The sequence below is a fragment of the Streptomyces sp. TRD_SC_5 genome (assembly GCF_056836825.1).
Genome location: NZ_JBWZZS010000001.1, coordinates 1,768,926 through 1,793,184, shown reverse-complemented (window position 1 = coordinate 1,793,184; position 24,259 = coordinate 1,768,926). Strand labels below are relative to the sequence as shown.

General features: G+C 70.9%; 20 protein-coding genes. 16 read left to right on the top strand and 4 right to left on the bottom strand.

All coding sequences use genetic code 11. From position 1 onward, the window contains the following. Nucleotides 1–43 precede the first annotated feature (43 nt). From AC1P0E_RS08235 to AC1P0E_RS08220, 4 genes are all read right to left on the bottom strand, one after another. Nucleotides 44–2,554: a transglutaminase TgpA family protein gene (locus AC1P0E_RS08235; protein WP_482741497.1), complete on the bottom strand. Its 2,511-nt coding sequence runs from the start codon at nucleotides 2,552–2,554 to the stop codon at nucleotides 44–46. Then, nucleotides 2,551–3,987 (bottom strand): DUF58 domain-containing protein, encoded by a 1,437-nt coding sequence (locus AC1P0E_RS08230; RefSeq protein WP_482741496.1) that lies wholly within the window; start codon nucleotides 3,985–3,987, stop codon nucleotides 2,551–2,553. Before AC1P0E_RS08230 ends, AC1P0E_RS08235 begins: the two co-directional genes overlap by 4 nt. Next, nucleotides 3,987–5,024 (bottom strand): AAA family ATPase, encoded by a 1,038-nt coding sequence (locus tag AC1P0E_RS08225; protein WP_482741495.1) that lies wholly within the window; start codon nucleotides 5,022–5,024, stop codon nucleotides 3,987–3,989. Before AC1P0E_RS08225 ends, AC1P0E_RS08230 begins: the two co-directional genes overlap by 1 nt. Before the next feature lie 210 nt (nucleotides 5,025–5,234). Then, entirely contained in the window at nucleotides 5,235–5,798 is a 564-nt protein-coding gene (locus tag AC1P0E_RS08220) for a beta-class carbonic anhydrase (RefSeq protein ID WP_482741494.1), read from the bottom strand. A 395-nt stretch (nucleotides 5,799–6,193) separates the two neighbouring features. Between AC1P0E_RS08220 and rsmH the strand changes: the two genes are divergently transcribed. The 16 genes from rsmH to AC1P0E_RS08140 all read left to right on the top strand — a co-directional run bounded on the left by rsmH (nucleotide 6,194) and on the right by AC1P0E_RS08140 (nucleotide 24,126). Next, a complete protein-coding gene (gene rsmH / locus AC1P0E_RS08215; RefSeq protein WP_482741493.1) occupies nucleotides 6,194–7,150 on the top strand; it encodes a 16S rRNA (cytosine(1402)-N(4))-methyltransferase RsmH in 957 nt (318 codons plus the stop codon). After that, entirely contained in the window at nucleotides 7,147–7,722 is a 576-nt protein-coding gene (ftsL, locus tag AC1P0E_RS08210; protein WP_482741492.1) for a cell division protein FtsL, read from the top strand. Before rsmH ends, ftsL begins: the two co-directional genes overlap by 4 nt. Nucleotides 7,723–7,809: 87 nt before the next feature. Beyond that, nucleotides 7,810–9,783: a peptidoglycan D,D-transpeptidase FtsI family protein gene (locus AC1P0E_RS08205; protein WP_482741491.1), complete on the top strand. Its 1,974-nt coding sequence runs from the start codon at nucleotides 7,810–7,812 to the stop codon at nucleotides 9,781–9,783. Between the two features lie 13 nt (nucleotides 9,784–9,796). Beyond that, complete coding sequence (locus tag AC1P0E_RS08200) at nucleotides 9,797–11,476, top strand: UDP-N-acetylmuramoyl-L-alanyl-D-glutamate--2,6-diaminopimelate ligase (protein ID WP_482741490.1); 1,680 nt, start codon at nucleotides 9,797–9,799, stop codon at nucleotides 11,474–11,476. Continuing rightward, nucleotides 11,473–12,888: a UDP-N-acetylmuramoyl-tripeptide--D-alanyl-D-alanine ligase gene (locus AC1P0E_RS08195; RefSeq protein WP_482741489.1), complete on the top strand. Its 1,416-nt coding sequence runs from the start codon at nucleotides 11,473–11,475 to the stop codon at nucleotides 12,886–12,888. Before AC1P0E_RS08200 ends, AC1P0E_RS08195 begins: the two co-directional genes overlap by 4 nt. Next, nucleotides 12,885–13,955, top strand: a complete 1,071-nt coding sequence (gene mraY, locus AC1P0E_RS08190) for a phospho-N-acetylmuramoyl-pentapeptide-transferase (protein ID WP_214977456.1) — start codon at nucleotides 12,885–12,887, stop codon at nucleotides 13,953–13,955. Before AC1P0E_RS08195 ends, mraY begins: the two co-directional genes overlap by 4 nt. Then, entirely contained in the window at nucleotides 13,952–15,370 is a 1,419-nt protein-coding gene (murD, locus tag AC1P0E_RS08185) for a UDP-N-acetylmuramoyl-L-alanine--D-glutamate ligase (protein ID WP_482741488.1), read from the top strand. The genes mraY and murD overlap by 4 nt, the downstream gene beginning before the upstream one ends. A gap of 61 nt (nucleotides 15,371–15,431) precedes the next feature. Beyond that, a complete protein-coding gene (gene ftsW / locus AC1P0E_RS08180) occupies nucleotides 15,432–16,835 on the top strand; it encodes a putative lipid II flippase FtsW (RefSeq protein WP_482741487.1) in 1,404 nt (467 codons plus the stop codon). Between the two features lie 6 nt (nucleotides 16,836–16,841). Then, nucleotides 16,842–17,936, top strand: coding sequence for an undecaprenyldiphospho-muramoylpentapeptide beta-N-acetylglucosaminyltransferase (gene murG / locus AC1P0E_RS08175; protein ID WP_355266120.1), 1,095 nt, complete (start codon nucleotides 16,842–16,844; stop codon nucleotides 17,934–17,936). 38 nt (nucleotides 17,937–17,974) lie between these two features. Further along, nucleotides 17,975–18,790 carry a cell division protein FtsQ/DivIB gene (locus AC1P0E_RS08170; protein ID WP_482741486.1) on the top strand — a complete coding sequence of 272 codons (816 nt, stop codon included), beginning with the start codon at nucleotides 17,975–17,977 and terminating at the stop codon, nucleotides 18,788–18,790. Between the two features lie 272 nt (nucleotides 18,791–19,062). Beyond that, nucleotides 19,063–20,286 carry a cell division protein FtsZ gene (gene ftsZ, locus AC1P0E_RS08165; protein WP_482741485.1) on the top strand — a complete coding sequence of 408 codons (1,224 nt, stop codon included), beginning with the start codon at nucleotides 19,063–19,065 and terminating at the stop codon, nucleotides 20,284–20,286. Nucleotides 20,287–20,288: 2 nt separating this feature from the next. After that, nucleotides 20,289–21,020 carry a peptidoglycan editing factor PgeF gene (gene pgeF, locus AC1P0E_RS08160; RefSeq protein ID WP_482745689.1) on the top strand — a complete coding sequence of 244 codons (732 nt, stop codon included), beginning with the start codon at nucleotides 20,289–20,291 and terminating at the stop codon, nucleotides 21,018–21,020. 3 nt (nucleotides 21,021–21,023) lie between these two features. Next, on the top strand, nucleotides 21,024–21,743 hold the full coding sequence (locus tag AC1P0E_RS08155; RefSeq protein ID WP_482741484.1) for a YggS family pyridoxal phosphate-dependent enzyme: 720 nt from the start codon (nucleotides 21,024–21,026) through the stop codon (nucleotides 21,741–21,743). Between the two features lie 140 nt (nucleotides 21,744–21,883). Continuing rightward, a complete protein-coding gene (locus tag AC1P0E_RS08150) occupies nucleotides 21,884–22,501 on the top strand; it encodes a cell division protein SepF (protein ID WP_482741483.1) in 618 nt (205 codons plus the stop codon). A 70-nt stretch (nucleotides 22,502–22,571) separates the two neighbouring features. Further along, nucleotides 22,572–22,856 carry a YggT family protein gene (locus AC1P0E_RS08145; protein WP_138902161.1) on the top strand — a complete coding sequence of 95 codons (285 nt, stop codon included), beginning with the start codon at nucleotides 22,572–22,574 and terminating at the stop codon, nucleotides 22,854–22,856. Nucleotides 22,857–22,905: 49 nt separating this feature from the next. After that, the gene (locus tag AC1P0E_RS08140) at nucleotides 22,906–24,126 is read left to right on the top strand and encodes a DivIVA domain-containing protein (protein WP_482741482.1); all 1,221 of its coding nucleotides are present in this window, start codon (nucleotides 22,906–22,908) and stop codon (nucleotides 24,124–24,126) included. Nucleotides 24,127–24,259 lie beyond the last annotated feature (133 nt).

Genomic DNA, 24,259 nt, shown 5'->3' with positions numbered 1-24,259 from the left:
CCTCATTTCGTTCCCCCCTGATTCCGTTCTCCGTGCCGCCTCGTCAGCCGCGCTGCCGGAACGGGCGGCGCCGCAGGGCGCCCGCCCACCGCTCCAGGTTCCCGCGGCCCGCACGCCACCGGTTCCCCACGGCGGCCCAGCGCGCCGACACCGCCCAGACCACCCGGACAGCCGAGCGCGGCGCGAGAACCGCCCGCACACGCGCCCCCCGCCCCGCCGCGGCCCACAGCCCCGTCCGTACGCGCCGGGCCTCCTCGGCGAGGCTGCCCGAGACGGCGGGCCGCGGGGAGTAGAGCACCTGCTCCACCGCGCCCGCCGCCCGGTGCACCGCATCGGCCGACGAACCTTCCAGCCCGCCCAGACGCACGATCCGCGCCGCGGACTTCCGCGGCGTCTGCGACTCGTCCGGCGCGATGCCGTAGTCCCACGCCGAATCGGTGATCTCACGCCAGCCGGCGAGCGTACGGGCGGCCAGGTCCGCGGGGGTACGTCCCCCGGCCGGATCCGCGGGGGCGCGCCCCACGGACTCCGGCAGGCCGGTGAGCACGAGGGCGGCCGCGTCAGCGGGCCTGTGCCCAACGAACCCCAGCCGTCGCGCCCGGACCCGGATCCGCCAGAGCAGCGGCAGCAGCACCACCAGCACCACGAGCACCACACCCAGCGCCACCAGCAGCACCGGGCCGAGCGGGAATCCCGTGTCGGTGGGCCCGGCCCCGCCCTGCTGCGCGGTAGCGCCGCACTCGCCCAGCCTGCGCATCTGGGGCGAGCAGCTGTCCGTGACGCTGGGCGCCGCCGAAGGAGCCTGTGACGTGCTCGGCTGCGCCTGCGCGGGGTTGGACGCGCTGTCGGAGGGTGTCTGGTCGCGGGTGTACTCCGGCACCGAGCCACGGGTCGGCGTCGGCTCGAACCGCGTCCACCCCACACCCTCGAAGTACAGCTCCGGCCAGGCGTGCGCATCGCGCAGCCCGACCGCCATGGTGCCGTCGGGCTGCGGGGCGCCGGGCGTGAAGCCCACCGCCACCCGCGCCGGGATGCCGAGCGTCCTGGCCATCGCGGCCATCGAGAACGAGAAGTGGACGCAGAAGCCTTCCTTGTCCCTGAGGAAACGGGCGATCGCGGCCGTGCCGCTGCCGGACTGCACCTGTGTGTCGTACGTGAAGCCGCCGTCCGAGGCGAACCAGTCCTGGAGCGCGACCGCCCGCTCGTAGTCGTTCGAGGCGCTCTTCGTCACTCGGAGCGCGGTCGACGCGACCACCTCGGGCAGTGAACCGGGGACCTTGGTGTACTCGCGCAGCAGGCGGGCCGGCGGCGTGCCGGCCGCGGCCAGCTGCTCGGCGGTCGGCTGGACTATCAGGCTGCCGGCCGTGTAGCGCACACCCCGGGTGGTCTGGCCCTGGTCGCCGACCAGGGTGCGGCCGGCCGGTTCGTAACGCCAGCGGCCGCCGATGTCCACCCGCGTCGCCGGGTAGGGGAGCGGCAGATAGCTCTGCGCATACCAGCCGGCGGCCGAGACACTGGAGTTGATCTCGGTCGTACGGACACCGGGGCTGAGCCCCTGCGGGCGGGGCAGCCGGTCCGGTACGCCCTCGATCCGGCGCTCCGAGGACTTCCAGGCGGCGCCGTCGAACTGGTCCAGCGCGACGATCCGCAGATAGAGGTCCTTCGTGTTGTCCGTGTTCGTGCGGTACCGCAGCACCTCGCGGTCCTCGGGCTGGTTGAGGCTGTTCTGCAGCGACACCAGCGGATTGACCGCCGAAATCGTGCCGCCCCCGGAACCGCCGCCGACGCCGGTGCCCGTGCCGCTCAGCAGCCCGCCGTCCAGGGCGGGCAGCGAGGCGGGGACGACCAGGGCGATGCCCAGTGCCAGTACGCCGATACGCCGGCCGGTACGGACCGGCGCAAGCGCGGAGCCGTCCGCCGTCTCGAACCCGGAGGCCGGGCGCCCCTGGGCCCGCGGCGCACCGCCGAAGACGCGCCCCCACTGGGAGAGCCGGTCCCGGCCCTCGGACAGCAGGAGGAGCAGGTAGCCGGAGGCCGCCAGCAGGAACCACAGCCAGCCGGCGCCGCCCGGCGAAAGCCCCGCGGCCACCGAGTAGAGCGCGAGCAGCGGCAGCCCGGCCGGCGCCGCGCTGCGGAACGTCACCGCGATGGCGTCCACCGCCAGGGCGATCAGCAGGACACCGCCGATCAGCATCAGCCTGATGCCCTCGGTCGCCGGAGCCGGGATGGCGTACCGCCCGACATCCTCGGCGCCCGTCGTCAGCAGCCTCACGAACTCCTGGAACGTCTCGGGCCCCGGCAGTACGCCGCCGACCGCCACGTCCCTGGCGAACACCACGGTCAGCATCACCAGCGCCACGAAGGCCTGGACCGCCACGGTCAGCGTCCGGGCCAGGGGTACTCGCCGGGCGAGCGCTCCCACCCCCGCCTGGACCGTCACCAGCAGGACGGCCGTCAGGAACCACGACGCGCTGTTGATCAGCGGCAGCAGCGCGCCCGCCGCCATCAGGGTGGCTGCCGTGGCGCACAGCGCCAGCCGTCCGCGACCGCTCATGACCAACCCCCAGTTGTGCCCGCCGCGCCGCCCGCGGGGGAGGCCCCCGAGCCGGTGTGCTGTCGTTCGGCCATCCGCCACAGGTCGGCGAGCGGCATGCCGGGCGGCACGGTCAGCACCGTCCACCCCGCCTCGCGCAGCGGCCTGACCCGTTCCTCGGCCGCGGCCGGAACGCGCGCCATGAGGCCCGCCGCGTCCACTGCCCTGCCCTGCCCCGCCGCCCGCCCCTGCGTCCAGGTCTCGCTGTCCAGTACGAAGGCGACGGCGGCCCCGCTGCGCTGACGCATGCGCGCCGCCACAACCGACTGCTCCTCGTCCAGATCACCGAAGAAGGCGACCAGAAGCCCTTCGTTCCCGCCGCGCAGCACGTCGTACGACGCGGAGAGCCCAGCGCCGTCCGAGTGCCCGACGACGGCGAGTGTGTCCATCATCAGTCCGGCGGAGTCGGCCGTCTCCTGGGTGGCCCCGGCAAAACCGCCGGACCCCTCACCGGGCACCGAATTCCCGGTGTCGGTCAACAGCCGTACCGAAAAGCCCCGTTCGAGCATGTGCGCCAGAGCGGAGGCCGCTCCCGACACCGCCCACTCGAAGGCCGAGTCGGGACCGGCCCCCTGGTACGCGGACCGCCGGGTGTCGAGCAGCACCGTGCACCTGGCCCGCTGGGGCTGCTCCTCGCGGCGCACCATCAGCTCGCCGTAGCGCGCGGTGGAGCGCCAGTGCACGCGGCGCAGGTCGTCGCCGTGCCGGTATCCGCGCGGGATCACGTCGTCCTCGCCGGCCAGCGCCAGTGAGCGGTTGCGCCCGTCGCCGTACCCCGACGCCTCGCCGGTCATCCGCACGGCGGGCAGCGCCTCGACGCGCGGGATCACGGTCAGGGTGTCGTACGCGCTGAACGAGCGGGTCAGCTCGCACATGCCGAAGGGGTCCGTCAGCCGCAGCTGGAGCGGACCGAGCGGGTAGCGCCCGCGCAGGTCGGAGCGGACCCGGTAGGACACCTCGCGCCGCCCGCCCGCCTCCACCCGGTCCAGGACGAACCGGGGCCGCGGCCCCAGGACGTACGGCACCCGGTCCTGGAGCATCAGCAGACCGGTGGGCAGCCGCGAGACGTTGTCCAGCCGCAGATGTACGCGTGCCTCCGAGCCCGTCGGCACCCGCGAAGGCGTCAGCCGCCTGCTGCCCGCGACCTGGTAGCGCGTGCGGTACAGCACGGCCACGCAGACCAGCGGCAGCACCGCGAGCAGCAGCCCGACCCGCAGCAGGTCGCCCTGGCCGAGGACGTACGCGCACACCGCCGCGGCCACGCCGGCCGCGAGGAACGAGCGCCCGCGCGTGGTCAGCCCGGACAGCGCGGCCCGCAGCCCGCCTTTGTCGCCGTCGCTGTCCCCGCCGCCGTCGGCCGAGGCGCTCCCCTCGGTCGCCGGCACAGCCTCCATCACAGTCGCCGTAGGCCGGGCTGCTGAGCGCCGCCGTACGCCGGAGCGGCGGCAGGCGGCGTCACCCTGCGCTCCGCCGTCGGTACGGCGGTGCGCTGGAGGATTTCCAGTACGACCTGCTCAGAGGTACGCCGGTTCAGCTGGGCCTGGGCCGTCGGCAGCAGCCGGTGCGCCAGCACCGCCCCCGCGAGGGCCTGTACGTCGTCGGGGAGCGCGTAGTCGCGACCGCTCAGCGCGGCGGAGGCCTTGGCGGCGCGCAGCAGGTGCAGCGTGGCGCGCGGCGAGGCGCCGAGGCGCAGGTCGGGGTGGTTGCGGGTGGCGCCCACCAGCTCGACCGCGTAGCGCCGTACCGCGTCGGCCACATGCACCGAACGGACCGCGTCGATCAGCTTCAGGATCTCGTGCGCGTGTGCCACCGGCTGAAGGTCGTCCAGCGGCGAGGCCGCTCCGTGCACGTCCAGCATCTGGAGCTCGGCCTCGGCGCTCGGGTAGCCGATGGAGACCCGCGCCATGAAGCGGTCGCGCTGGGCCTCGGGCAGCGGGTACGTGCCCTCCATCTCCACCGGGTTCTGCGTGGCGACCACCATGAAGGGCGACGGCAGTTCGTACGTCTGCCCGTCGATCGTGACCTGGCGCTCCTCCATCGACTCCAGGAGCGCGGACTGCGTCTTCGGCGAGGCGCGGTTGATCTCGTCGCCGATCACGATCTGGGCGAAGATCGCGCCCGGTTTGAATTCGAAATCGCGCCGCTGCTGGTCGTAGATGCTCACGCCGGTGATGTCCGAAGGCAGCAGGTCGGGCGTGAACTGAATGCGCCGTACCGAGCAGTCGATGGATCTCGCGAGCGCCTTGGCGAGCATCGTCTTGCCCACGCCCGGCACGTCTTCGATCAGCAGATGTCCCTCGGCGAGGAGCACGGTCAGCGAAAGCCGTACGACCTCCGGCTTGCCCTCGATCACACCCTCCACCGACCTGCGCACCCGCTCCGCTGTGGTGGTCAGATCTGTAAGGCTCGCTCGATCGTCATAGGTCGTCACCCGGCCCTCCTCGGCCCCGTTCCACAGGCCGACGCCACGACGACGGAACGGCCCACCCCGAAACACGGACATCACGCCGGACGGTCCCGGCGCGATGTCACACCCGCATTGTTGTTGCCGTTACCGCTTCGTGTCACTCGCCTGTGGACAACGGGGAGGGATATGTCGGGGGTTGTCGCGTTTTTGTTCGCTCGACTGCCGCTGCGGCCGCTACTTCACCGGGTCGATCTCCCGCAGCAGACCGGTGGTCACGTCGAAGACGAAGCCGCGCACGTCATCGGTGTGCGGCAGGAAAGGCGAGGTCCGCACGCGCTGCATCGACTGGCGAACGTCCTGGTCGACGTTCCGGAACGCCTCCACGGCCCAGGACGGACGCTGCCCGACCTCGTCCTCCAGCTCCTGCCTGAAGTCCTCGGTGAGGCTTTCCAGGCCGCAGGTGGTGTGGTGGACGAGTATGACGCTGCGGGTGCCCAGCGCGCGCTGGCTGATGGTCAGCGAGCGGATCACATCGTCGGTGACCACGCCGCCCGCGTTGCGGATGGTGTGGCAGTCGCCCAGTTCGAGGCCGAGCGCGTCGTGGAGGTCCAGGCGTGCGTCCATGCAGGCGACCACGGCGACGTGCAGCACGGGCCGCGCCTCCATTCCCGGATCCTGGAACCCTGCGGCGTATGCCCGGTTCGCTTCTACGAGACGGTCGGTGACCGTACCCCCGGTGCGCGCCGCGACGGGCTTGGCTGCGGTGGGTTCGGCGGGGTGGTGCGCGGAAGTCGACATGCCTTAGACGTTAATGCGCGCCTGCGGGATGGGCCCGCTGTGAGATGGGACAAAGAACGTCAACAAGGCTTGTTGTGAGGTAACCCACAGGCGTCACGGGTCATCCTCCGTACGGGTGAAAACAAGGCCGCGCGACGCGCTGGCCCGTTGATTGACCGCAAGGACGAGTCGACTAAAGTGACGCGAAGTGGGTGGCGTGACGCGTCCCTTACTGCTTTACGGACACATCTCGCACATTTCGAATTACTCCCGCGTGCGCGGCGTACGTACGGCCCGGCCTCCTCCCGCTCGCCGGTCGGCCGACGCCACTTCCCCGGCGCCGGCAGGCCGTCCCCTTCCGAGCGGGTGGGGACCAGGCCGTACATACAGAACCGCGCCGGTAACTGAGAGGGCGCATGAGCCAGTCCCGACACGTCCCGGTGATGCTCCAGCGATGCCTGGACCTGTTGGCCCCGGCGCTCGGCGAACCGGGAGCGGTGGTCGTGGACTGCACCCTGGGCCTCGGCGGACACAGCGAGGCCCTGCTCACCGCCTTCCCCTCGGCGCGGCTCATCGCGCTCGACCGGGACAAGGAGGCGCTGCGGCTCTCCGGCGAGCGGCTCGCCCCGTTCGGCGACCGGGCCACCCTGGTGCACGCCGTGTACGACGAGCTGCCCGAGGTACTGGAACGCCTCTCCGTCCCGCGCGTGCAGGGCGTCCTCTTCGACCTCGGCGTCTCCTCGATGCAACTCGACGAACGCGAGCGCGGTTTCGCGTACGCCCACGACGCCCCGCTCGATATGCGCATGGACCAGACGACGGGCGTCAGCGCCGCCGAGGTCCTCAATACGTACCCGCCGGGCGAGCTGGTGCGGATCCTGCGTCAGTACGGCGAGGAGAAGCAGGCCAAGAGAATCGTCTCCGCGGTCGTGCGCGAGCGCGACAAGGAGCCGTTCAGCAACAGCGCCCGGCTCGTCGAGCTGATCCGCGACGCGCTGCCGCAGGCCGCCAAGCGCACCGGCGGCAACCCCGCCAAGCGCACCTTCCAGGCGCTGCGCATCGAGGTCAACGGTGAGCTTTCCGTACTGGAACGGGCGATTCCGGCAGCGGTGAAGACACTCGCCGTGGACGGCCGGATCGCGGTCCTCTCGTACCACTCGCTCGAAGACCGCCTGGTCAAGCAGGTCTTCGCGGCGGGCGCCGCCAATACGGCGCCGCCCGGTCTGCCGGTCGTGCCCGAGCAGTACCAGCCGAGGCTGAAGCTGCTGACACGCGGCGCGGAACTGCCGACCGAGGAAGAGGTCGCGGAGAACCGCCGCGCCGCACCGGCCCGGCTGCGCGGGGCGCAGCGCATCCGGGAGGACGTGCTGTGACCAAGCCGGCCAAGCAGCTGAAGGGGCGGGCCGCGCGGTTGTCGCGGCTGCTGCCGTCCGGCCCCCACCAGGCGGCCAGAACCCCCTTCGTGCTGCTGGTCGTGCTGCTGCTCGGCGGCGGTCTCATCACCCTCCTGCTGCTGAACTCCTCGCTCAACGAGGGCTCGTTCAAGCTGAGCGAGCTGAAGAAGCGGACCACCGAGCTGACCGACAAGGAACAGGAACTCCAGCAGTACGTCGACGACCGGTCCGCCCCCGGCGCGCTGGAGCGCAGAGCCCGCGAACTCGGCATGGTGCCCGGCGGCAGCCCCGCCTTCCTCGAGCCCGACGGTACGGTCCGGGGCGTGCCCTCCCAGGCGTCTGCCGACGCAGTGACCCGCCGCGCGCCGCTCGGTCTCCCGGCGGCCGGCCCGCCCCCTGTGGCGCCTCCCGCACCGCCGGTTTCAGCCACTCCGGCCGCGACCGCCACTCCGGCCGCGACCGCCCCGCCGGTCGAGTCCGCCCCGTCACCGCCCCCGTCACCGCCCGCCCCGGCTCCGGCCGGCCCGCCCGCCCCCGCCCCGGTCCCGTAACCCGCCGCAGCCCGTCCGACCGCCCCAGCCCGTCCAACCGCCCCAGCCCGTCCGCGAAGCCGACCCCGACCCCCGGCAGGTGACGCAGTGCCCCCCCAGGAACCACCGCGCCGTCGCGTGCCCGGCCCCGGGCGCCCGCACAGCGGCGGGCGCCCCAAGCCCTCCGCGCGGCCCAAGGCACGCCCCCCGGTCGGGCGGCCGCGCCCCGCCCCCAAGGCCGCGCGCTCCCTGGTGCTCGGCAGCCCCAGGCCCCGGCTGCGGCTGGTCGGCGTCGGACTCACGCTCGTCATGCTGGCCTTCGTCGTACGGCTGCTCCAGGTCCAGGCCGTCGACGCGAGTACGTACACCGCCAAGGCCGAGAAGAACCGGTACTCCAGCTCCACGCTGGCCGCCGAGCGCGGCGAGATCACCGACCGCAGCGGCATCGCGCTGGCCACCAGCGTCGACGCGCACGACATCACCGCCGACCCGTCGATGTTCACCGCCGAGTTCACGAAGGCCCCGGACGCGCCCGAGCAGGCGGCGGCGCTCCTCGCGCCGATCCTCCGCAAGGACGCGGACGACCTGGCGAAGAAGCTCAAGAAACCCAAGAGCAAGTACGCCGTCCTGGCCCGCCGCCAGACGCCGCAGATCTGGAACCAGATCAAGGACCTCAAGAGCGTCTTCGCCGAGAAGGCCAGGGAGGACAAGGCCAAGGGCGGCAAGGGCGTCAACGTCCTCGCCGGCGTCTTCCAGGAGGCCAGCAGCAAGCGCGTCTATCCCAACGGCGATCTCGCCGCCGGGATACTCGGTTACGTCAACGCCGAGGGCAAGGGTGCGGGCGGCCTGGAGACCCAGCTGGACGAGGAGCTGGCGGGCAAGGACGGGGAGATCAAATACGCCCAGTCCGGCGGCCGCAGGGTCCCCACCGTCGGCGCCCGCGAGGTCCCCGCAGTCCCCGGCTCCGACATCGAGCTGACCATCGACCGCGACATCCAGTGGGCCGCCCAGGACGCCATCAGCGAGCAGGTGCAGAAGTCCGGGGCCGACCGTGGCTACGTGATAGTCCAGGACACCCGCACCGGTGAGGTCCTCGCCATGGCCAACGCCCCCGGTTTTGACCCCAACGACCTCTCGCAGGCCGACGCCACCGCCATGGGCAACGCCGCTCTCCAGGACGCGTACGAGCCCGGCTCCACCGCCAAGGTCATGTCCATGGCCGCGGTACTGGAGGAGAACGCCGCCGCGCCGGGCACCCATGTCGTCGTACCGAACCGGCTGCACCGGGGCGACCGGCTGTTCAAGGACGACATCGACCACCCCACCTGGTACCTGACGCTCAACGGCGTACTCGCCAAATCCAGCAACATCGGCACCATCCTGGCGACCGAGCAGCTCGGCAAGACCCGGGCGCAGGCCAACCGGGTCCTGCACTCCTACCTGCGCAAGTTCGGCCTCGGCAGCCCCAGCGGCCTCGGCTATCCCGGCGAGACGTCGGGCATCCTCGCCGCGCCCAAGGACTGGAGCACCTCGCAGCAGTACACGATCCCGTTCGGGCAGGGACTGTCCCTCAACGCCATGCAGGCCGCGTCCGTCTACTCGACGATCGCCAACGGCGGCGTACGGATCCAGCCAACGCTCGTACGCGGCACCAAGGGCCCCGACGGCCGCTTCACCCCCGCCCCCGCGCCCAAGAAGACCCGGGTGGTCAGCGAGAAGACCGCCAGGACCGTGGCCACCATGCTGGAGTCGGTCGTCGACGACGAGGAGGGTACGGGCACCAAGGCCCGCATCCCCGGCTACCGCGTCGGCGGCAAGACCGGCACGTCCAACCGGGTGGATCCGGCCACCGGACGCTACAAGGGCTACACCGCGTCCTTCGCCGGCTTCGCGCCCGCGGACAAACCGCGGGTCACCGTCTACTGCGCCATCCAGAATCCGACCAGGGGCAGCTACTTCGGCGGCCAGATCTGCGGCCCCATCTACAAGAAGGTTATGGAGTTCGCACTGAAGACCCTCCAGGTCGCACCGACCGGCAGCAAGCCCGCCCGGCTGCCGGTGTCCTTCACACCCGGCGAGTGACTCAGGACCACCAGTGACAACCATCACCCGGAACCCCGGGAACCAAGAAGACCCTCCCCCCTCGTTTCGCGGGGGGCCGGGTACGCCCGGTACGCTCACCGCCGTGCCACACGCTGATCAGTCCCAAACCACCCAGAAGGACGCAACGGTGACGTACCCCGGAGCGCCCCGGCCGGTCCAGGTCCGCCCGACACCCCTCGGGGAGCTGGCCGAGCGCCTGGGTATCGACCCCCCGGGCGCGACCGAGGTCACCGGTATCACGCACGATTCCCGCGCGGTCAGGCCCGGTGATCTGTACGCCGCCCTGCCCGGGGCGCGCCTCCACGGCGCCGACTTCGCCACGCAGGCGGCGGGACTCGGCGCGGCCGCGATCCTCACCGATCCCAGCGGCGCCGCGAGGGCCGAGGCCACGGGCCTGCCGGCCCTGGTCGTCGACGACCCGCGCGGCCGGATGGGTGAGCTCGCCACCGAGATCTACGGCCACCCCGGCGACGCCCTGCTCCAGCTCGGCATCACCGGGACCTCCGGCAAGACCACCACGGCGTACCTCGTCGAGGGCGGTCTGCGGGCGGCCGGGAGGCTGCCCGGCCTGATCGGTACGGTCGAGATGCGCATCGGCGACGAGCGCATCAAGTCCGAGCGCACCACCCCCGAGGCCACCGACCTCCAGGCCCTCTTCGCCGTGATGCGCGAACGCGGTGTCGACGCGGTCGCCATGGAGGTCTCCAGCCACGCGCTGGTGCTCGGCCGGGTCGACGGCTGCGTCTTCGACGTCGCGGTCTTCAACAACCTGAGCCCCGAGCACATGGAATTCCACTCCGACATGGAGGACTACTTCCAGGCGAAGGCTCGTCTCTTCACCCCGGAGCGCAGCAAGGTCGGCGTCGTGAACTTCGACGACGAATACGGCCGGCGGCTCATCACCGAGTCGGGCGTCCCGGTCACCTCCTTCTCCGCCGAGGGTCACCCGGACGCCGACTGGCGCGCCGAGGGCGTCGAGGTCGGCCCCTTCACCAGTACGTTCACGGCGATCGGCCCCAAGGGGGAGCGCGTCACCGCGACCGCCCCGCTGGCCGGCCCGTTCAACGTCGCCAACACGCTCGCCGCGATCGTCACCCTCGCCGTCGCGGGCGTCGACCCGCAGACCGCCGCCGACGGCATCGCCGCCGTCCCCGGCGTACCGGGCCGTCTGGAGCGCGTGGACGCGGGCCAGCCGTACCTCGCCGTCGTCGACTACGCCCACAAGACGGACGCCGTCGAATCGGTCCTGCGCGCGCTGCGCAAGGTCACCGAGGGCGAACTGCACATCGTGCTCGGCTGCGGCGGCGACCGCGACAAGCAGAAGCGGCCCTCGATGGGCGCCGCCGCCGCCAGGCTCGCCGACACCGCCGTACTGACCTCCGACAACCCGCGCTCCGAGGACCCCCTCGCGATCCTCGCCGCGATGCTCGCGGGGGCCGCCGAGGTCCCCGCGCACGAGCGCGGCGACGTCCTGATCGACGCCGACCGGGCCTCGGCCATCGCGACGGCGGTCGCCCGCGCCAAGCCCGGCGACACCGTGCTCGTCGCGGGCAAGGGGCACGAGCAGGGCCAGGACATCGCCGGAGTGGTACGCCCCTTCGACGACCGCCAGGTGCTGCGGCACGCGATCCGCGCCGCCGCACTGACCCCGGACGGCGGGGTGGCCAAGTGATCGCACTCTCCCTCGCCGAGATCGCCGAGATCACCGGCGGGCAGTCGCACGACATACCGGACAGCGCCCTGCGGGTGGCCGGCCCCGTCGTCATCGACTCCCGCGAGGTGAAGCCCGGCAGCCTCTTCGCCGCCTTCGCGGGCGAGAAGGTCGACGGCCACGACTACGCCGAGCGGGCCGTCGCCTCCGGCGCCGCAGCCGTGCTGGCCACCCGACCGGTCGGCGTACCCGCCATCGTCGTGGACGACGTCACCGAGGCGCTGGGCGCCCTGGCACGCGCCGTCGTCGGACGGCTCGGCACGAAGGTCGTCGCGCTCACCGGCTCAGCCGGCAAGACTTCCACCAAGGACCTCATCGCCCAGCTCCTGGAGCGCAAGGGCCCCACGGTCTGGACGCCCGGCTCCCTCAACAACGAGATCGGCCTGCCGCTCACCGCGCTGCGCGCCACCGAGGACACCGAGCACCTGGTCCTCGAAATGGGCGCGCGCGGCATCGGGCACATCCGGTACCTCACCGGGCTGACCCCGCCGCGCATCGGCCTCGTACTGAACGTCGGCACCGCCCACATCGGCGAGTTCGGCGGCCGCGAGCAGATCGCCGAGGCCAAGGGCGAGATGGTCGAGGCGCTGCCGTCGGCCAACGCCGGCGGTGTGGCCGTGCTCAACGCCGACGATCAGCTCGTCCGGGCCATGGCGGCTCGTACAAAAGCCCGTGTGGTGCTCTTCGGTGAGGCCGCAGATGCGGACGTACGGGCCGAGAACGTCCGGCTAACCGAGAACGGCCGGCCGGCGTTCAGTCTTCGCACACCCACCGGGTGCAGTGACGTGACCATGCGGCTGTACGGTGAGCACCACGTGTCGAACGCGCTCGCCGCGGCCGCCGTCGCCCATGAGCTGGGCATGTCCGTGGACGAGATCGCCACCGCGCTCTCCGAGGCGGGCACGCTGTCCCGCTGGCGCATGGAGGTCACCGAGCGTCCTGACGGCGTGACAGTCGTCAACGACGCCTACAACGCGAACCCCGAATCCATGCGAGCCGCCCTGCGTGCGCTCGCGTCCATGGGCACGGGGCGTCGTACGTGGGCGGTGCTCGGTCACATGGCCGAGCTGGGTGACGATTCGCTCGCCGAGCACGACGCGGTCGGACGGCTCGCCGTCCGGCTCAACGTCAGCAAGCTCGTGGCAGTCGGGGGCAGGGAAGCGTCCTGGCTGCAGCTGGGCGCTTACAACGAGGGTTCGTGGGGTGAGGAGTCGGTGCACGTGTCCGACGCGCAGGCGGCGGTCGACCTGTTGCGCAGTGAACTGCGTCCGGGAGACGTCGTGCTGGTGAAGGCTTCCAGGTCGGTCGGTCTCGAGCGGGTCGCGCTTGCGCTCCTCGACCACCGCACCGAGGGCGAGGTCGCCGGCCGATGAGGCAGATCCTCTTCGCGGGAGCCATCGGGCTCTTCCTGACCCTGATCGGTACCCCGCTGCTCATCAAACTGCTGGCCCGCAAGGGTTACGGGCAGTTCATCCGGGACGACGGCCCGCGCGGCCACCACGGCAAGCGCGGTACGCCGACCATGGGCGGCATCGCCTTCATCCTGGCCACGCTCATCGCGTACGCCATGGCGAAGGTGATCACCGGCGAGAAGCCGAGCGTCTCCGGCCTGCTGGTGCTCTTCCTCATGGCGGGCATGGGCCTGGTCGGTTTCCTCGACGACTACATCAAGATCGTCAAGCAGCGTTCGCTGGGCCTGCGGGCCAAGGCGAAGATGGCCGGACAGCTGATCGTCGGTATCGCCTTCGCCGTGCTGGCCCTGCAGTTCAAGGACATCCGAGGCAACGCCCCGGCCTCCACCAGGCTCTCCTTCGTCCAGGACTTCGGCTGGTCGATCGGCCCGGTGCTGTTCGTGGTCTGGGCGCTGTTCATGATCCTGGCGATGTCGAACGGTGTGAACCTCACCGACGGCCTCGACGGACTCGCCACCGGCGCCTCCGTGATGGTCTTCGGTGCGTACACCTTCATCGGTCTGTGGCAGTTCCAGGAGTCCTGCGCCGACGCGCCGAGCCTGACCAACCCGGAAGCCTGTTTCGAAGTACGAGATCCACTCGACCTCGCGGTCGTCGCCGCCGCCCTGATGGGTGCCTGCTTCGGCTTCCTGTGGTGGAACACCTCGCCCGCCAAGATCTTCATGGGTGACACCGGCTCGCTCGCCCTCGGCGGCGCGCTCGCGGGTCTGGCGATCTGCTCGCGCACCGAGTTCCTGATGGCGCTGCTCGGCGGTCTGTTCGTCCTCATCACGATGTCCGTCGTAATCCAGGTCGGCTCGTTCAAGATGACCGGCAAGCGGGTCTTCAAAATGGCGCCGCTCCAGCATCACTTCGAACTCAAGGGCTGGTCCGAAGTCCTTGTGGTGGTCCGCTTCTGGATCATCCAGGGCATGTGCGTGATCATCGGCCTCGGGCTCTTCTACGCGGGCTGGGCGGCCGACAAGTGACAGAAGTGACCTGGACCGGCAAGCGGGTGACCGTCGCGGGTCTTGGCGTCTCCGGGATCCCCGCAGCACGTGTGCTGCGGGGGCTCGGGGCCCACGTCACCGTCGTCAACGACGGCGACGACGAGCGCTCCCGCGCCCAGGCCGCCGAACTTGAAGCCCTGGGCGTCACCGTGCGCCTCGGTGACGGCGCGACCCTCCCCGAGGGCACCGAGCTGATCGTCACCGCGCCCGGCTGGAAGCCCGACAAGCCGCTCTTCCGGGCCGCCGCCGAGGCGGGCGTGGAGATCTGGGGCGACGTAGAGCTGGCCTGGCGGCTCCGGGGTCCGGACGCCGCACCCTGGCTCGCGGTGACCGGCACCAACGGCAAGACCACGACCGTACGCATGCTGGCCTCCATCCTGGAGGCCGCGGGCCTGCGTACCGCCGCCGTGGGCAACATCGGCGTATCCCTGCTGGACGCGGTCCTCGGCGACGAGCCGTACGACGTACTGGCCGTCGAGCTCTCCAGCTACCAGCTGCACTGGGCGCCCTCGCTGCGCGCCCACTCCGCGGCCGTGCTGAACCTCGCCCCCGACCACCTCGACTGGCACGGCTCGATGGAGGCGTACGCCGCCGACAAGGGCCGGATCTACGAGGGCAACCAGGTCGCCTGCGTCTACAACGCCTCCGACCCGGCCACCGAGGACCTGGTCCGCGAGGCCGACGTCGAGGAAGGCTGCCGCGCGATCGGCTTCACCCTCGGCCCGCCCGCGCCCTCCCAACTCGGCGTCGTCGACGGCATCCTGGTCGACCGTGCCTTCGTCGCCAACCGCCAGAAGAACGCGCAGGAGCTGGCGGACGTCTCCGACGTCAATCCGCCGGCCCCGCACAACATCGCCAACGCCCTCGCGGCCGCCGCCCTCGCCCGCGCCTACGGCGTGGAGCCCGCCGCCGTACGCGACGGACTGCGGGCCTTCCGCCCCGACGCCCACCGCATCGAGCACGTCGCGGACGTGGCCGGAGTCGCGTACGTCGACGACTCCAAGGCCACCAACACCCACGCCGCCGAAGCCTCCCTGGCGGCGTACGACCCCATCGTGTGGATCGCGGGCGGCCTCGCCAAGGGCGCCACCTTCGACGAGCTGGTCGAGAAGTCGGCAAAGCGACTGCGCGGCGTCGTCCTCATCGGCGCCGACCGCGCGCTCATCCGCGAAGCCCTCGCGCGACACGCCCCCGAAGTACCGGTGGTCGACCTCGACCGGACCGACACTGGGGCGATGTCGGCGGCGGTCCGCGAAGCGGCGCGGCTCGCACAGCCCGGGGACACGGTCCTGATGGCCCCGGCCTGCGCCTCCATGGACATGTTCACCAACTACAACAAGCGGGGCGAGGCATTCGCCGACGCCGTACGCGAGTTGGCTCCGGAGCGCGACTAGCGAACCGGTCCCCGCGCCACGGACCGGTCCGGCGCAGCGCACGAGTGGAGGGGACACCGAGATGTTGGCCGACGACAGTGCCCCGCGCGGCCGCACCGTGCTGCGCGGGCGCGCCGGGACGGCCGGGGCGAGGTCGGCCGCGACGCGGACCACCACCCGCCGCCCGGCCGCCGTACGCCGCCGCGCGCCGCGCCTGCCCGGACCGCCCGGTGAGAACCGTCTGCGCCGGCTGTACGAGCAGGCGCGCCGCACCTGGGACCGGCCTCTGACGGCGTACTACCTCATCCTGGGCAGCGCCCTGCTGATCACCGTGCTCGGTCTCGTGATGGTCTACTCCGCCTCGATGATCAAGGCGCTGGAGCTGTCACTCCCCGCCTCGTACTTCTTCCGCAAGCAGTTCGTCGCGGCGGTCATCGGAACGGCTCTGCTGCTCGCCGCCTCCCGGATGCCCGCCAAGCTGCACCGCGCGCTGTCCTACCCGCTGCTGGCCATGACCGTCTTCCTGATGGTGCTCGTCCAGATCCCGGGGATAGGAGTCTCCATCGGCGGGAACCAGAACTGGATCTCGCTCGGCGGCCCCTTCATGCTCCAGCCCAGCGAGTTCGGCAAGCTGGCCCTCGTCCTGTGGGGGGCCGACCTGCTCGCCCGCAAGCAGGAGAAGCGGCTGCTGACCCAGTGGAAGCACATGCTGGTGCCGCTCGTCCCCGTCGCCTTCCTGCTGCTCGGCCTGATCATGCTCGGCGGCGACATGGGTACGGCGATCCTCCTCACCGCGATCCTCTTCGGCCTGCTGTGGCTCGCGGGAGCGCCCACCCGGCTCTTCGCCGGCGTACTGGCCTTCGCCGCCTTCGTCGGCTTCGTCCTCATCAGCAGCAACGCCAACCGGATGTCACGCCTCGCCTGCACCGGCGCGACCGATCTCGGTCCCAAGGGTGAATGCTGGCAGGCGGTGCACGGAATCTATGCTCTCGCCTCGGGCGGTTGGTTCGGTTCGGGACTGGGTGCAAGTGTGGAAAAATGGGGTCAACTCCCCGAGCCGCACACGGACTTCATCTTCGCCATCACCGGGGAGGAACTGGGTCTGGCGGGGACGCTGTCGGTACTCGCCCTCTTCGCGGCTCTAGGCTATGCGGGTATCCGCGTGGCCGGACGCACGGAGGACCCCTTCGTGAGGTACGCAGCGGGAGGTGTGACCACCTGGATCACGGCTCAGGCCGTGGTCAACATCGGTGCGGTGCTCGGCCTGCTGCCGATCGCCGGTGTCCCGCTCCCGCTGTTCTCGTACGGGGGCTCCTCCCTGCTGCCGACCATGTTCGCCGTAGGGTTGCTGATCGCCTTCGCGCGAGAGGATCCCGCCGCGAAGGCCGCCCTCGCCATGCGAAGGACAGTCCTTGGCAAAGGGGCCGGGGTGAGATGGAAGACGATGAGACGGCGCGTCAAGAAGCGTCCGTCCGGAGAGCGGTGAATTTCGGTGCATGTCGTACTCGCCGGTGGGGGGACCGCCGGCCACATCGAGCCCGCGCTTGCCCTCGCGGACGCACTGCGGAGGCAGGACCCTTCCGTGGGCATCACAGCCCTCGGCACGGAGCGCGGACTTGAGACCAGGCTCGTACCCGAGCGCGGCTACGAACTCGGGCTGATCCCCGCGGTCCCGCTGCCCCGCAGGCCCACCCCGGAACTGATCACCGTCCCCGGGCGGCTGCGCGGCACCATCAAGGCCGCCGAGCAGATCCTGGAGCGTACGAAGGCGGACTGCGTCGTCGGCTTCGGCGGTTACGTCGCCCTGCCCGGCTACCTCGCGGCCAAGCGCCTCGGCGTACCGATCATCGTCCACGAGGCCAACGCCAGGCCGGGTCTGGCCAACAAGATCGGCTCGCGCTACGCGCACGCCGTGGCCGTCTCCACCCCCGACAGCAAGCTGCGCGGCGCCCGCTACATCGGCATCCCGCTGCGCCGCACCATCGCCACCCTCGACCGGGCCCGGGTCCGCCCGGAGGCGCGCGCCGCCTTCGGCCTCGATCCGAACCTGCCGACGCTGCTGGTCTCCGGCGGCTCGCAGGGCGCGCGGCGCCTCAACGAGGTGATCCAGCAGGTCGCGCCGGTGCTCCAGCGCTCCGGCATCCAGATCCTGCACGCGGTCGGCCCCAAGAACGAACTGCCGCGCGTGGACAACATGCCGGGTATGCCGCCCTACATCCCGGTACCGTACGTGGACCGGATGGACCTCGCGTACGCCGCGGCCGACATGATGCTCTGCCGCGCGGGCGCGATGACCGTCGCCGAACTCTCCGCCGTCGGGCTGCCCGCCGCGTACGTCCCGCTGCCCATCGGCAACGGCGAGCAGCGGCTCAACGCCCAGCCGGTGGTCAACGCCGGCGGCGGCCTGCTGGTCGACGACGCGCAGCTGACGCCCGAGTGGGTGCAGAGCCAGGTGCTCCCGGTCCTCGCGGACCCGCACCGGCTGTTCGAGATGTCCCGCGCCGCCGCCGAGTTCGGCCGCCGGGACGCCGACGACCTGCTCGTCGGCATGGTGTACGAGGCGATCGCCGCACGCAGGGCCGGCTGAACGGCCCACCGACGCAGGTGCCCAGGAGGCGACAGGGAGTGGCCGGACCGACGACCGCCCAGCGCGGTGAACGACAGGCGCAGGGGTCGTCGGCGGCCCGCCCGCCGTACGGCCGTCCCGGTCGGGGTGGAGCCGGTCGCCGGTTCCGGCTGCCCGGGCGCGGGGTCCTGATCCTGGGGCTCGTCCTGGCGGTGCTGCTCACGGCAGGCGGAATCTGGGTGCTTTACGGCTCTTCCTGGCTGCGGGTGGAGCGCGTGAAGGCGTCGGGCACCCAGGTTCTGACGCCCGATGAGGTACTGGACGCCGCGGCCGTGCCGGTCGGGGCGCCACTGATTTCAGTCGACACGGATGTCATTGAGGACCGGCTGCGGCAGAAATTGCGCCGTATCGACTCGGTGGAAGTCGTTCGCTCATGGCCGCACGGCATTGGTCTGAAAGTGACCGAGCGAAAGCCGGTACTGCTCATCGAGAAGGGCGCAAACTTCATCGAAGTGGACGACGAGAGTGTGCGGTTCGCCACGGTCGCCAAGGCGCCCGACGGTGTCCCGTTGCTGGAATTGGCGCCCGGCGACTCCCCGAGCCTGCGCCGCTTCGGCGCGGACCGGCTGGTGCGTGAGGCGGTACGCGTCACCGGCGACCTGCCGCAGTCCGTCGTCGGCCACGTGCGGACGGTTCAGGTCGGCTCGTACGACTCCGTAACCCTGGGGCTCACCGGGGACCGTACTGTTGACTGGGGCAGTGCCGAGCAGGGCGAAGCGAAGGCGCGTGCGCTGAAGGCGCTCATGAAAGCAGTTCCGACGGCCGTGCACTTCAATGTGAGTGCGCCCACGGCCCCCGCCGCATCAGGGAGTTGACGGTCATACGCGCTGGCCAGCACCCTGGTTGGCCAGCGATATGGGTGATCACATAGGGTGAAAAGAAAAACGGGAGGTTCGGCGTGTTCGTTGAACGTGCGCCACTTGTCGACTTAGTGTCCTGTTCGGAGAGTCCAAGGAACAGACACACTGGTAACCCTAAACTTCACCGTTAGGGTTCGGGTCGGCGTTCGGACCGTCCCAATCGGCATCAGTCGTCGCGGCGCTGCAACCCCGCGGCGGCACGTAACTCGAGGCGAGAGGCCTTCGACGTGGCAGCACCGCAGAACTACCTCGCAGTCATCAAGGTCATCGGTGTCGGCGGCGGTGGTGTCAATGCCATCAACCGGATGATCGAGGTCGGTCTCAAGGGCGTCGAGTTCATCGCGATCAACACCGACGCGCAAGCTCTGTTGATGAGCGACGCCGACGTCAAGCTCGACGTCGGACGCGAACTGACCCGCGGCCTCGGCGCCGGAGCCAACCCGGCAGTCGGCCGCAAGGCGGCAGAGGACCACCGCGAGGAGATCGAGGAGGTCCTCAAGGGGGCCGACATGGTCTTCGTCACCGCGGGCGAAGGCGGTGGCACCGGAACCGGTGGCGCACCCGTCGTCGCCAACATCGCGCGCTCGCTCGGCGCCCTCACGATCGGCGTGGTCACCCGCCCGTTCACCTTCGAGGGCCGGCGCCGCGCGAACCAGGCGGAGGACGGCATCGCCGAGCTCCGCGAAGAGGTCGACACCCTCATCGTCATCCCGAACGACCGGCTGCTGTCCATCTCGGACCGTCAGGTCAGCGTGCTGGACGCCTTCAAGTCGGCGGACCAGGTCCTGCTGAGCGGCGTCCAGGGCATCACCGACCTCATCACCACCCCCGGCCTCATCAACCTCGACTTCGCCGACGTCAAGTCGGTCATGTCCGAGGCGGGTTCGGCGCTCATGGGCATCGGCTCGGCGCGCGGCGACGACCGCGCGGTGGCGGCGGCCGAGATGGCGATCTCCTCGCCGCTCCTGGAGGCGTCCATCGACGGCGCCCGTGGCGTGCTGCTCTCCATCTCGGGTGGTTCGGACCTCGGCCTGTTCGAGATCAACGAGGCCGCGCAGCTGGTGAGCGAGGCCGCGCACCCCGAGGCCAACATCATCTTCGGCGCGGTCATCGACGACGCGCTGGGCGACGAGGTACGGGTCACCGTCATCGCCGCGGGCTTCGACGGCGGACAGCCGCCGGCCCGCCGCGAGAACGTGCTCGGCGCCGGTGCCGGTTCGGGCGCCAAGCGCGAGGAGCCCGCGCCGTCCCGGCCCGCGGAGACCTCGCGGCCCGTCGGCGGCATCGGCACCGTCCCCCCGCGCGAGCGCGAGGAGCCGGCTCCGGTCCAGGCCGAGGCCGCGCCGGTCAGCGAGCTGCCGAACACGCCGGTCTCGCCGCCGCACGTACCGCCGGCCCGTCCGTACGACAGCCAGGCCGAAGAGCTGGATGTCCCGGACTTCTTGAAGTGACAGTGCGGCACGACGCGATACACGAGAACGGCGCGCACTTCGCCTTCACCGACAGGTGGGGCGGGGTGAGCGCCGTTCCGTACGAGGCGCTCAATCTCGGCGGCGCGGTCGGCGACGACCCGGCCGCCGTACGCGGCAACAGGGAACTGGCGGCCAAGTCGCTCGGCCTCGACCCGGACCTGGTCGTCTGGATGAACCAGGTGCACGGGCGGGACGTGGCCGTGGTCGACGGACCGTGGGGCGACGCCGAAGTTCCTTCGGTGGACGCGGTCGTCACCGCACGGCGCGGGCTCGCCCTCGCCGTGCTCACCGCGGACTGCACACCCGTTCTGCTCGCCGACCCCGTCGCCGGTGTCGCGGCCGCCGCACATGCCGGACGCCCCGGCATGGTCGCGGGGGTCGTTCCCGCCGCCGTCGAGGCGATGATCACACTGGGCGCCGATCCTTCCCGTATCACCGCGCGTACGGGGCCCGCGGTCTGCGGGCGCTGCTACGAAGTCCCGGCGGGGATGCGGGACGAGGTCGCGGAAGCGGTGCCCGCCGCCTGGTCGGAGACCAGCTGGGGAACACCGGCCGTCGATGTGACCGCCGGGGTGCATGCCCAGCTCGAAGCACTCGGCGTACGCGACCGGCGGCAGTCGCCGGTCTGCACGCTGGAGTCGGGCGACCACTTCTCGTACCGCCGCGACCGCACCACGGGGCGGCTCGCCGGATATGTCTGGCTGGATAGGTAGGACATGACAGACCGTAAGACTCAACTCGCCGCAAATCTGGCGCAGGTGGAGGAACGTATCTCCGCCGCGTGCTCGGCGGCGGGGCGGGCGCGTGACGAGGTGACCTTGATCGTGGTCACCAAGACGTACCCCGCGAGCGATGTGCGCCTGCTCGCCGAGCTCGGCGTACGCCACGTCGCGGAGAACAAGGACCAGGACGCGGCCCCCAAGGCGGCCGAGTCGGCGGACCTGCCGGTCAGCTGGCACTTCGTCGGACAACTCCAGACGAACAAGGTCCGTTCTGTGGCAGGTTATGCCGACGTGGTGCAGTCCGTGGACCGGTCGAAGCTCGTTACGGCGCTGTCGACGGCGGCGGTACGGGCCGGGCGCGAGCTCGACTGCCTCATCCAGGTCGCCCTCGACGCCGAGTCGGGCGAGCGGGGGGAGCGGGGCGGTGTCGGACCCGACGGCATCGAGGAGTTGGCCGCGAAGGTGGCCGGAGCCCCGGGGCTCCGGCTCGGCGGGCTGATGACGGTCGCGCCGCTCGCCGGGCCGTACGCGGGGCGCGAACAGGCGGCGTTCGAGCGGCTGATGGAATTCTCATCAAGCCTGCGCGCGGCTCATCCTGCTGCGAACATGGTCTCGGCAGGGATGAGTGCGGATCTCGAGCAGGCCGTGGCCGCCGGAGCGACACATGTACGCGTCGGTACTGCGGTGCTCGGAGTCCGACCCCGGCTCGGGTAACGTCGCGAAGCAAGTCGGACCACAGCAGAAAATATGGTCATTCCCACTGATAGGTGGGCGGGCCGAGTGGATCGCGGGCACTTGGTGACGCTGCACGTTGGCAACAAGGGCGATCCACCACAGAGCGGAGGACTCAGAGAATGGCCGGCGCGATGCGCAAGATGGCGGTCTACCTCGGCCTCGTGGAGGACGATGGGTACGACGGCCGGGGTTTCGATCCCGATGACGATTTCGAACCCGAGCCGGAGCCCGAGCGGGAGCACCGCCGGCACCAGCCCCCGCACCAGGAGCGGCACGAAGAGCCGGTCCGTGTGGTGCAGCCGCCCGCGCAGCGCGAGCCGGTGCCCCACTCCGCTCCGCTTCCCGTAGAAAGCGGACGACCGGCACGTATCGCCCCCGTGGCATCCATCACACCTGAACGTCCGAACATGGAGAAGAACGCACCGGTGATCATGCCCAAGGTTGTGTCCGAGCGGGAGCCCTACCGCATCACCACGCTGCACCCGCGGACCTACAACGAGGCCCGTACCATCGGGGAACACTTCCGTGAGGGCACTCCGGTGATCATGAACCTGACCGAGATGGACGACACGGACGCGAAGCGACTTGTCGACTTTGCGGCGGGTCTCGTCTTCGGTCTGCATGGCAGCATTGAACGAGTGACGCAGAAGGTGTTCCTGTTGTCGCCTGCTAACGTCGATGTCACGGCGGAGGACAAGGCCCGTATTGCAGAGGGCGGATTCTTCAACCAGAGCTGAGACACGACACCGGGAACGAACCCGGCCGGGAGGCCGGAACCATGAGAGCACGGGGAGAGGGAAGCGCGAGATGAGCGTCGCACTACAGGTGATCTACATCGCGCTGATGTGCTTCCTGATCGTCCTGATCTTCCGGCTGGTCATGGATTACGTCTTCCAGTTCGCGCGCTCATGGGAACCCGGCAAGGCGATGGTGGTCGTTCTGGAGGCCACTTACACTGTCACCGATCCACCGCTCAAGCTTCTGCGGCGGTTCATTCCGCCGCTGCGTCTCGGGGGCGTGGCACTCGACCTGTCCTTCTTCGTTCTGATGATCATCGTCTACATCCTGATCAGCATTGTGATCAGACTGTGAGCGATACGGTCTTGCCGACTGCCGACGACTACGTAGAGGTGAAGAAGAGATGCCGTTGACCCCCGAGGACGTGCGGAACAAGCAGTTCACGACCGTCCGCCTCCGAGAAGGCTATGACGAGGACGAGGTCGATGCCTTCCTCGACGAGGTCGAAGCTGAACTGACGCGCCTGCTCCGCGAGAACGAGGATCTCCGCGCGAAGCTGGCCGCCGCGACGCGTGCCGCCGCGCAGAACCAGCAGCAGCAAGGTATGCGCAAGCCGCCGGAGCAGCAGGATCGTCCCGGCGCGCCCGTGCCCGCGGCCATATCCGGCCCGCCGGTCCAGCAGCAGCCCCCGCAGATGGGTCCGCCCCAGCTGCCCGGTGGCGCTCCGCAGCTGCCCGCCGGTCCCAGCGGTCACGGACAGCAGGGCCAGCACGGTCAGGGTCAGCACGGCCAGGGCCAGCTGGGCCAGGGTCAGCACGGCCAGGGTCAGCAGGGCCAGCACGGTCCCGGTCCGATGGGACAGGGCGGCCCGATGGGCCAGGGCCAGATGCAGGGCCAGATGGGCCAGCAGATGGGCCAGGGTCAGATGGGCCAGGGCATGGGTGGCCCGATGGGCGGCCCCATGGGCGGCCACGGTCCGCAGCTCCCGCAGCCCGGTCAGGGCCCCGGCGGCGACAGCGCCGCTCGTGTGCTCTCGCTGGCCCAGCAGACCGCCGACCAGGCGATCGCCGAGGCCCGTTCCGAGGCCAACAAGATCGTCGGTGAGGCTCGTAGCCGCGCCGAGGGTCTGGAGCGGGACGCCCGTGCGAAGGCTGACGCGCTGGAGCGGGACGCGCAGGAGAAGCACCGCGTAGCGATGGGCTCGCTGGAGTCGGCCCGCGCGACGCTGGAGCGCAAGGTCGAGGACCTGCGTGGCTTCGAGCGCGAGTACCGGACCCGGCTGAAGTCCTACCTGGAGAGCCAGCTGCGTCAGCTGGAGACCCAGGCGGACGACTCGCTGGCTCCGCCGCGTACCCCGGCGACCGCGTCGCTGCCGCCGGCTCCGCAGATGAGCGGGTCGATGGCGCCGGCCGGTGCGGGTGCGATGGGGCACTCCATGGGTGGCAACCCGTCGATGGGCGGCCACGGTGGCCAGTCCTCGAACGGTCCGTCGTACGGCGGCCAGCAGCAGATGTCGCCGGCGATGACTCAGCCGATGGCTCCGGTTCGGCCGCAGGCGCCGCAGCCGATGCAGCAGGCTCCGTCGCCGATGCGCGGGTTCCTGATCGACGAGGACGACAACTGACAGCGGTGCGCGCGCTGAGCGCGTAGCCGTCGGCAGGCTGAGGGCCGGGCCCCGGGGATTCCTTCCCCGGGGCCCGGTCCTTTTGCGTACGAGTGCGCGCGCACGGGCGGGTGCGGGTGTGCGACGCCTGCGG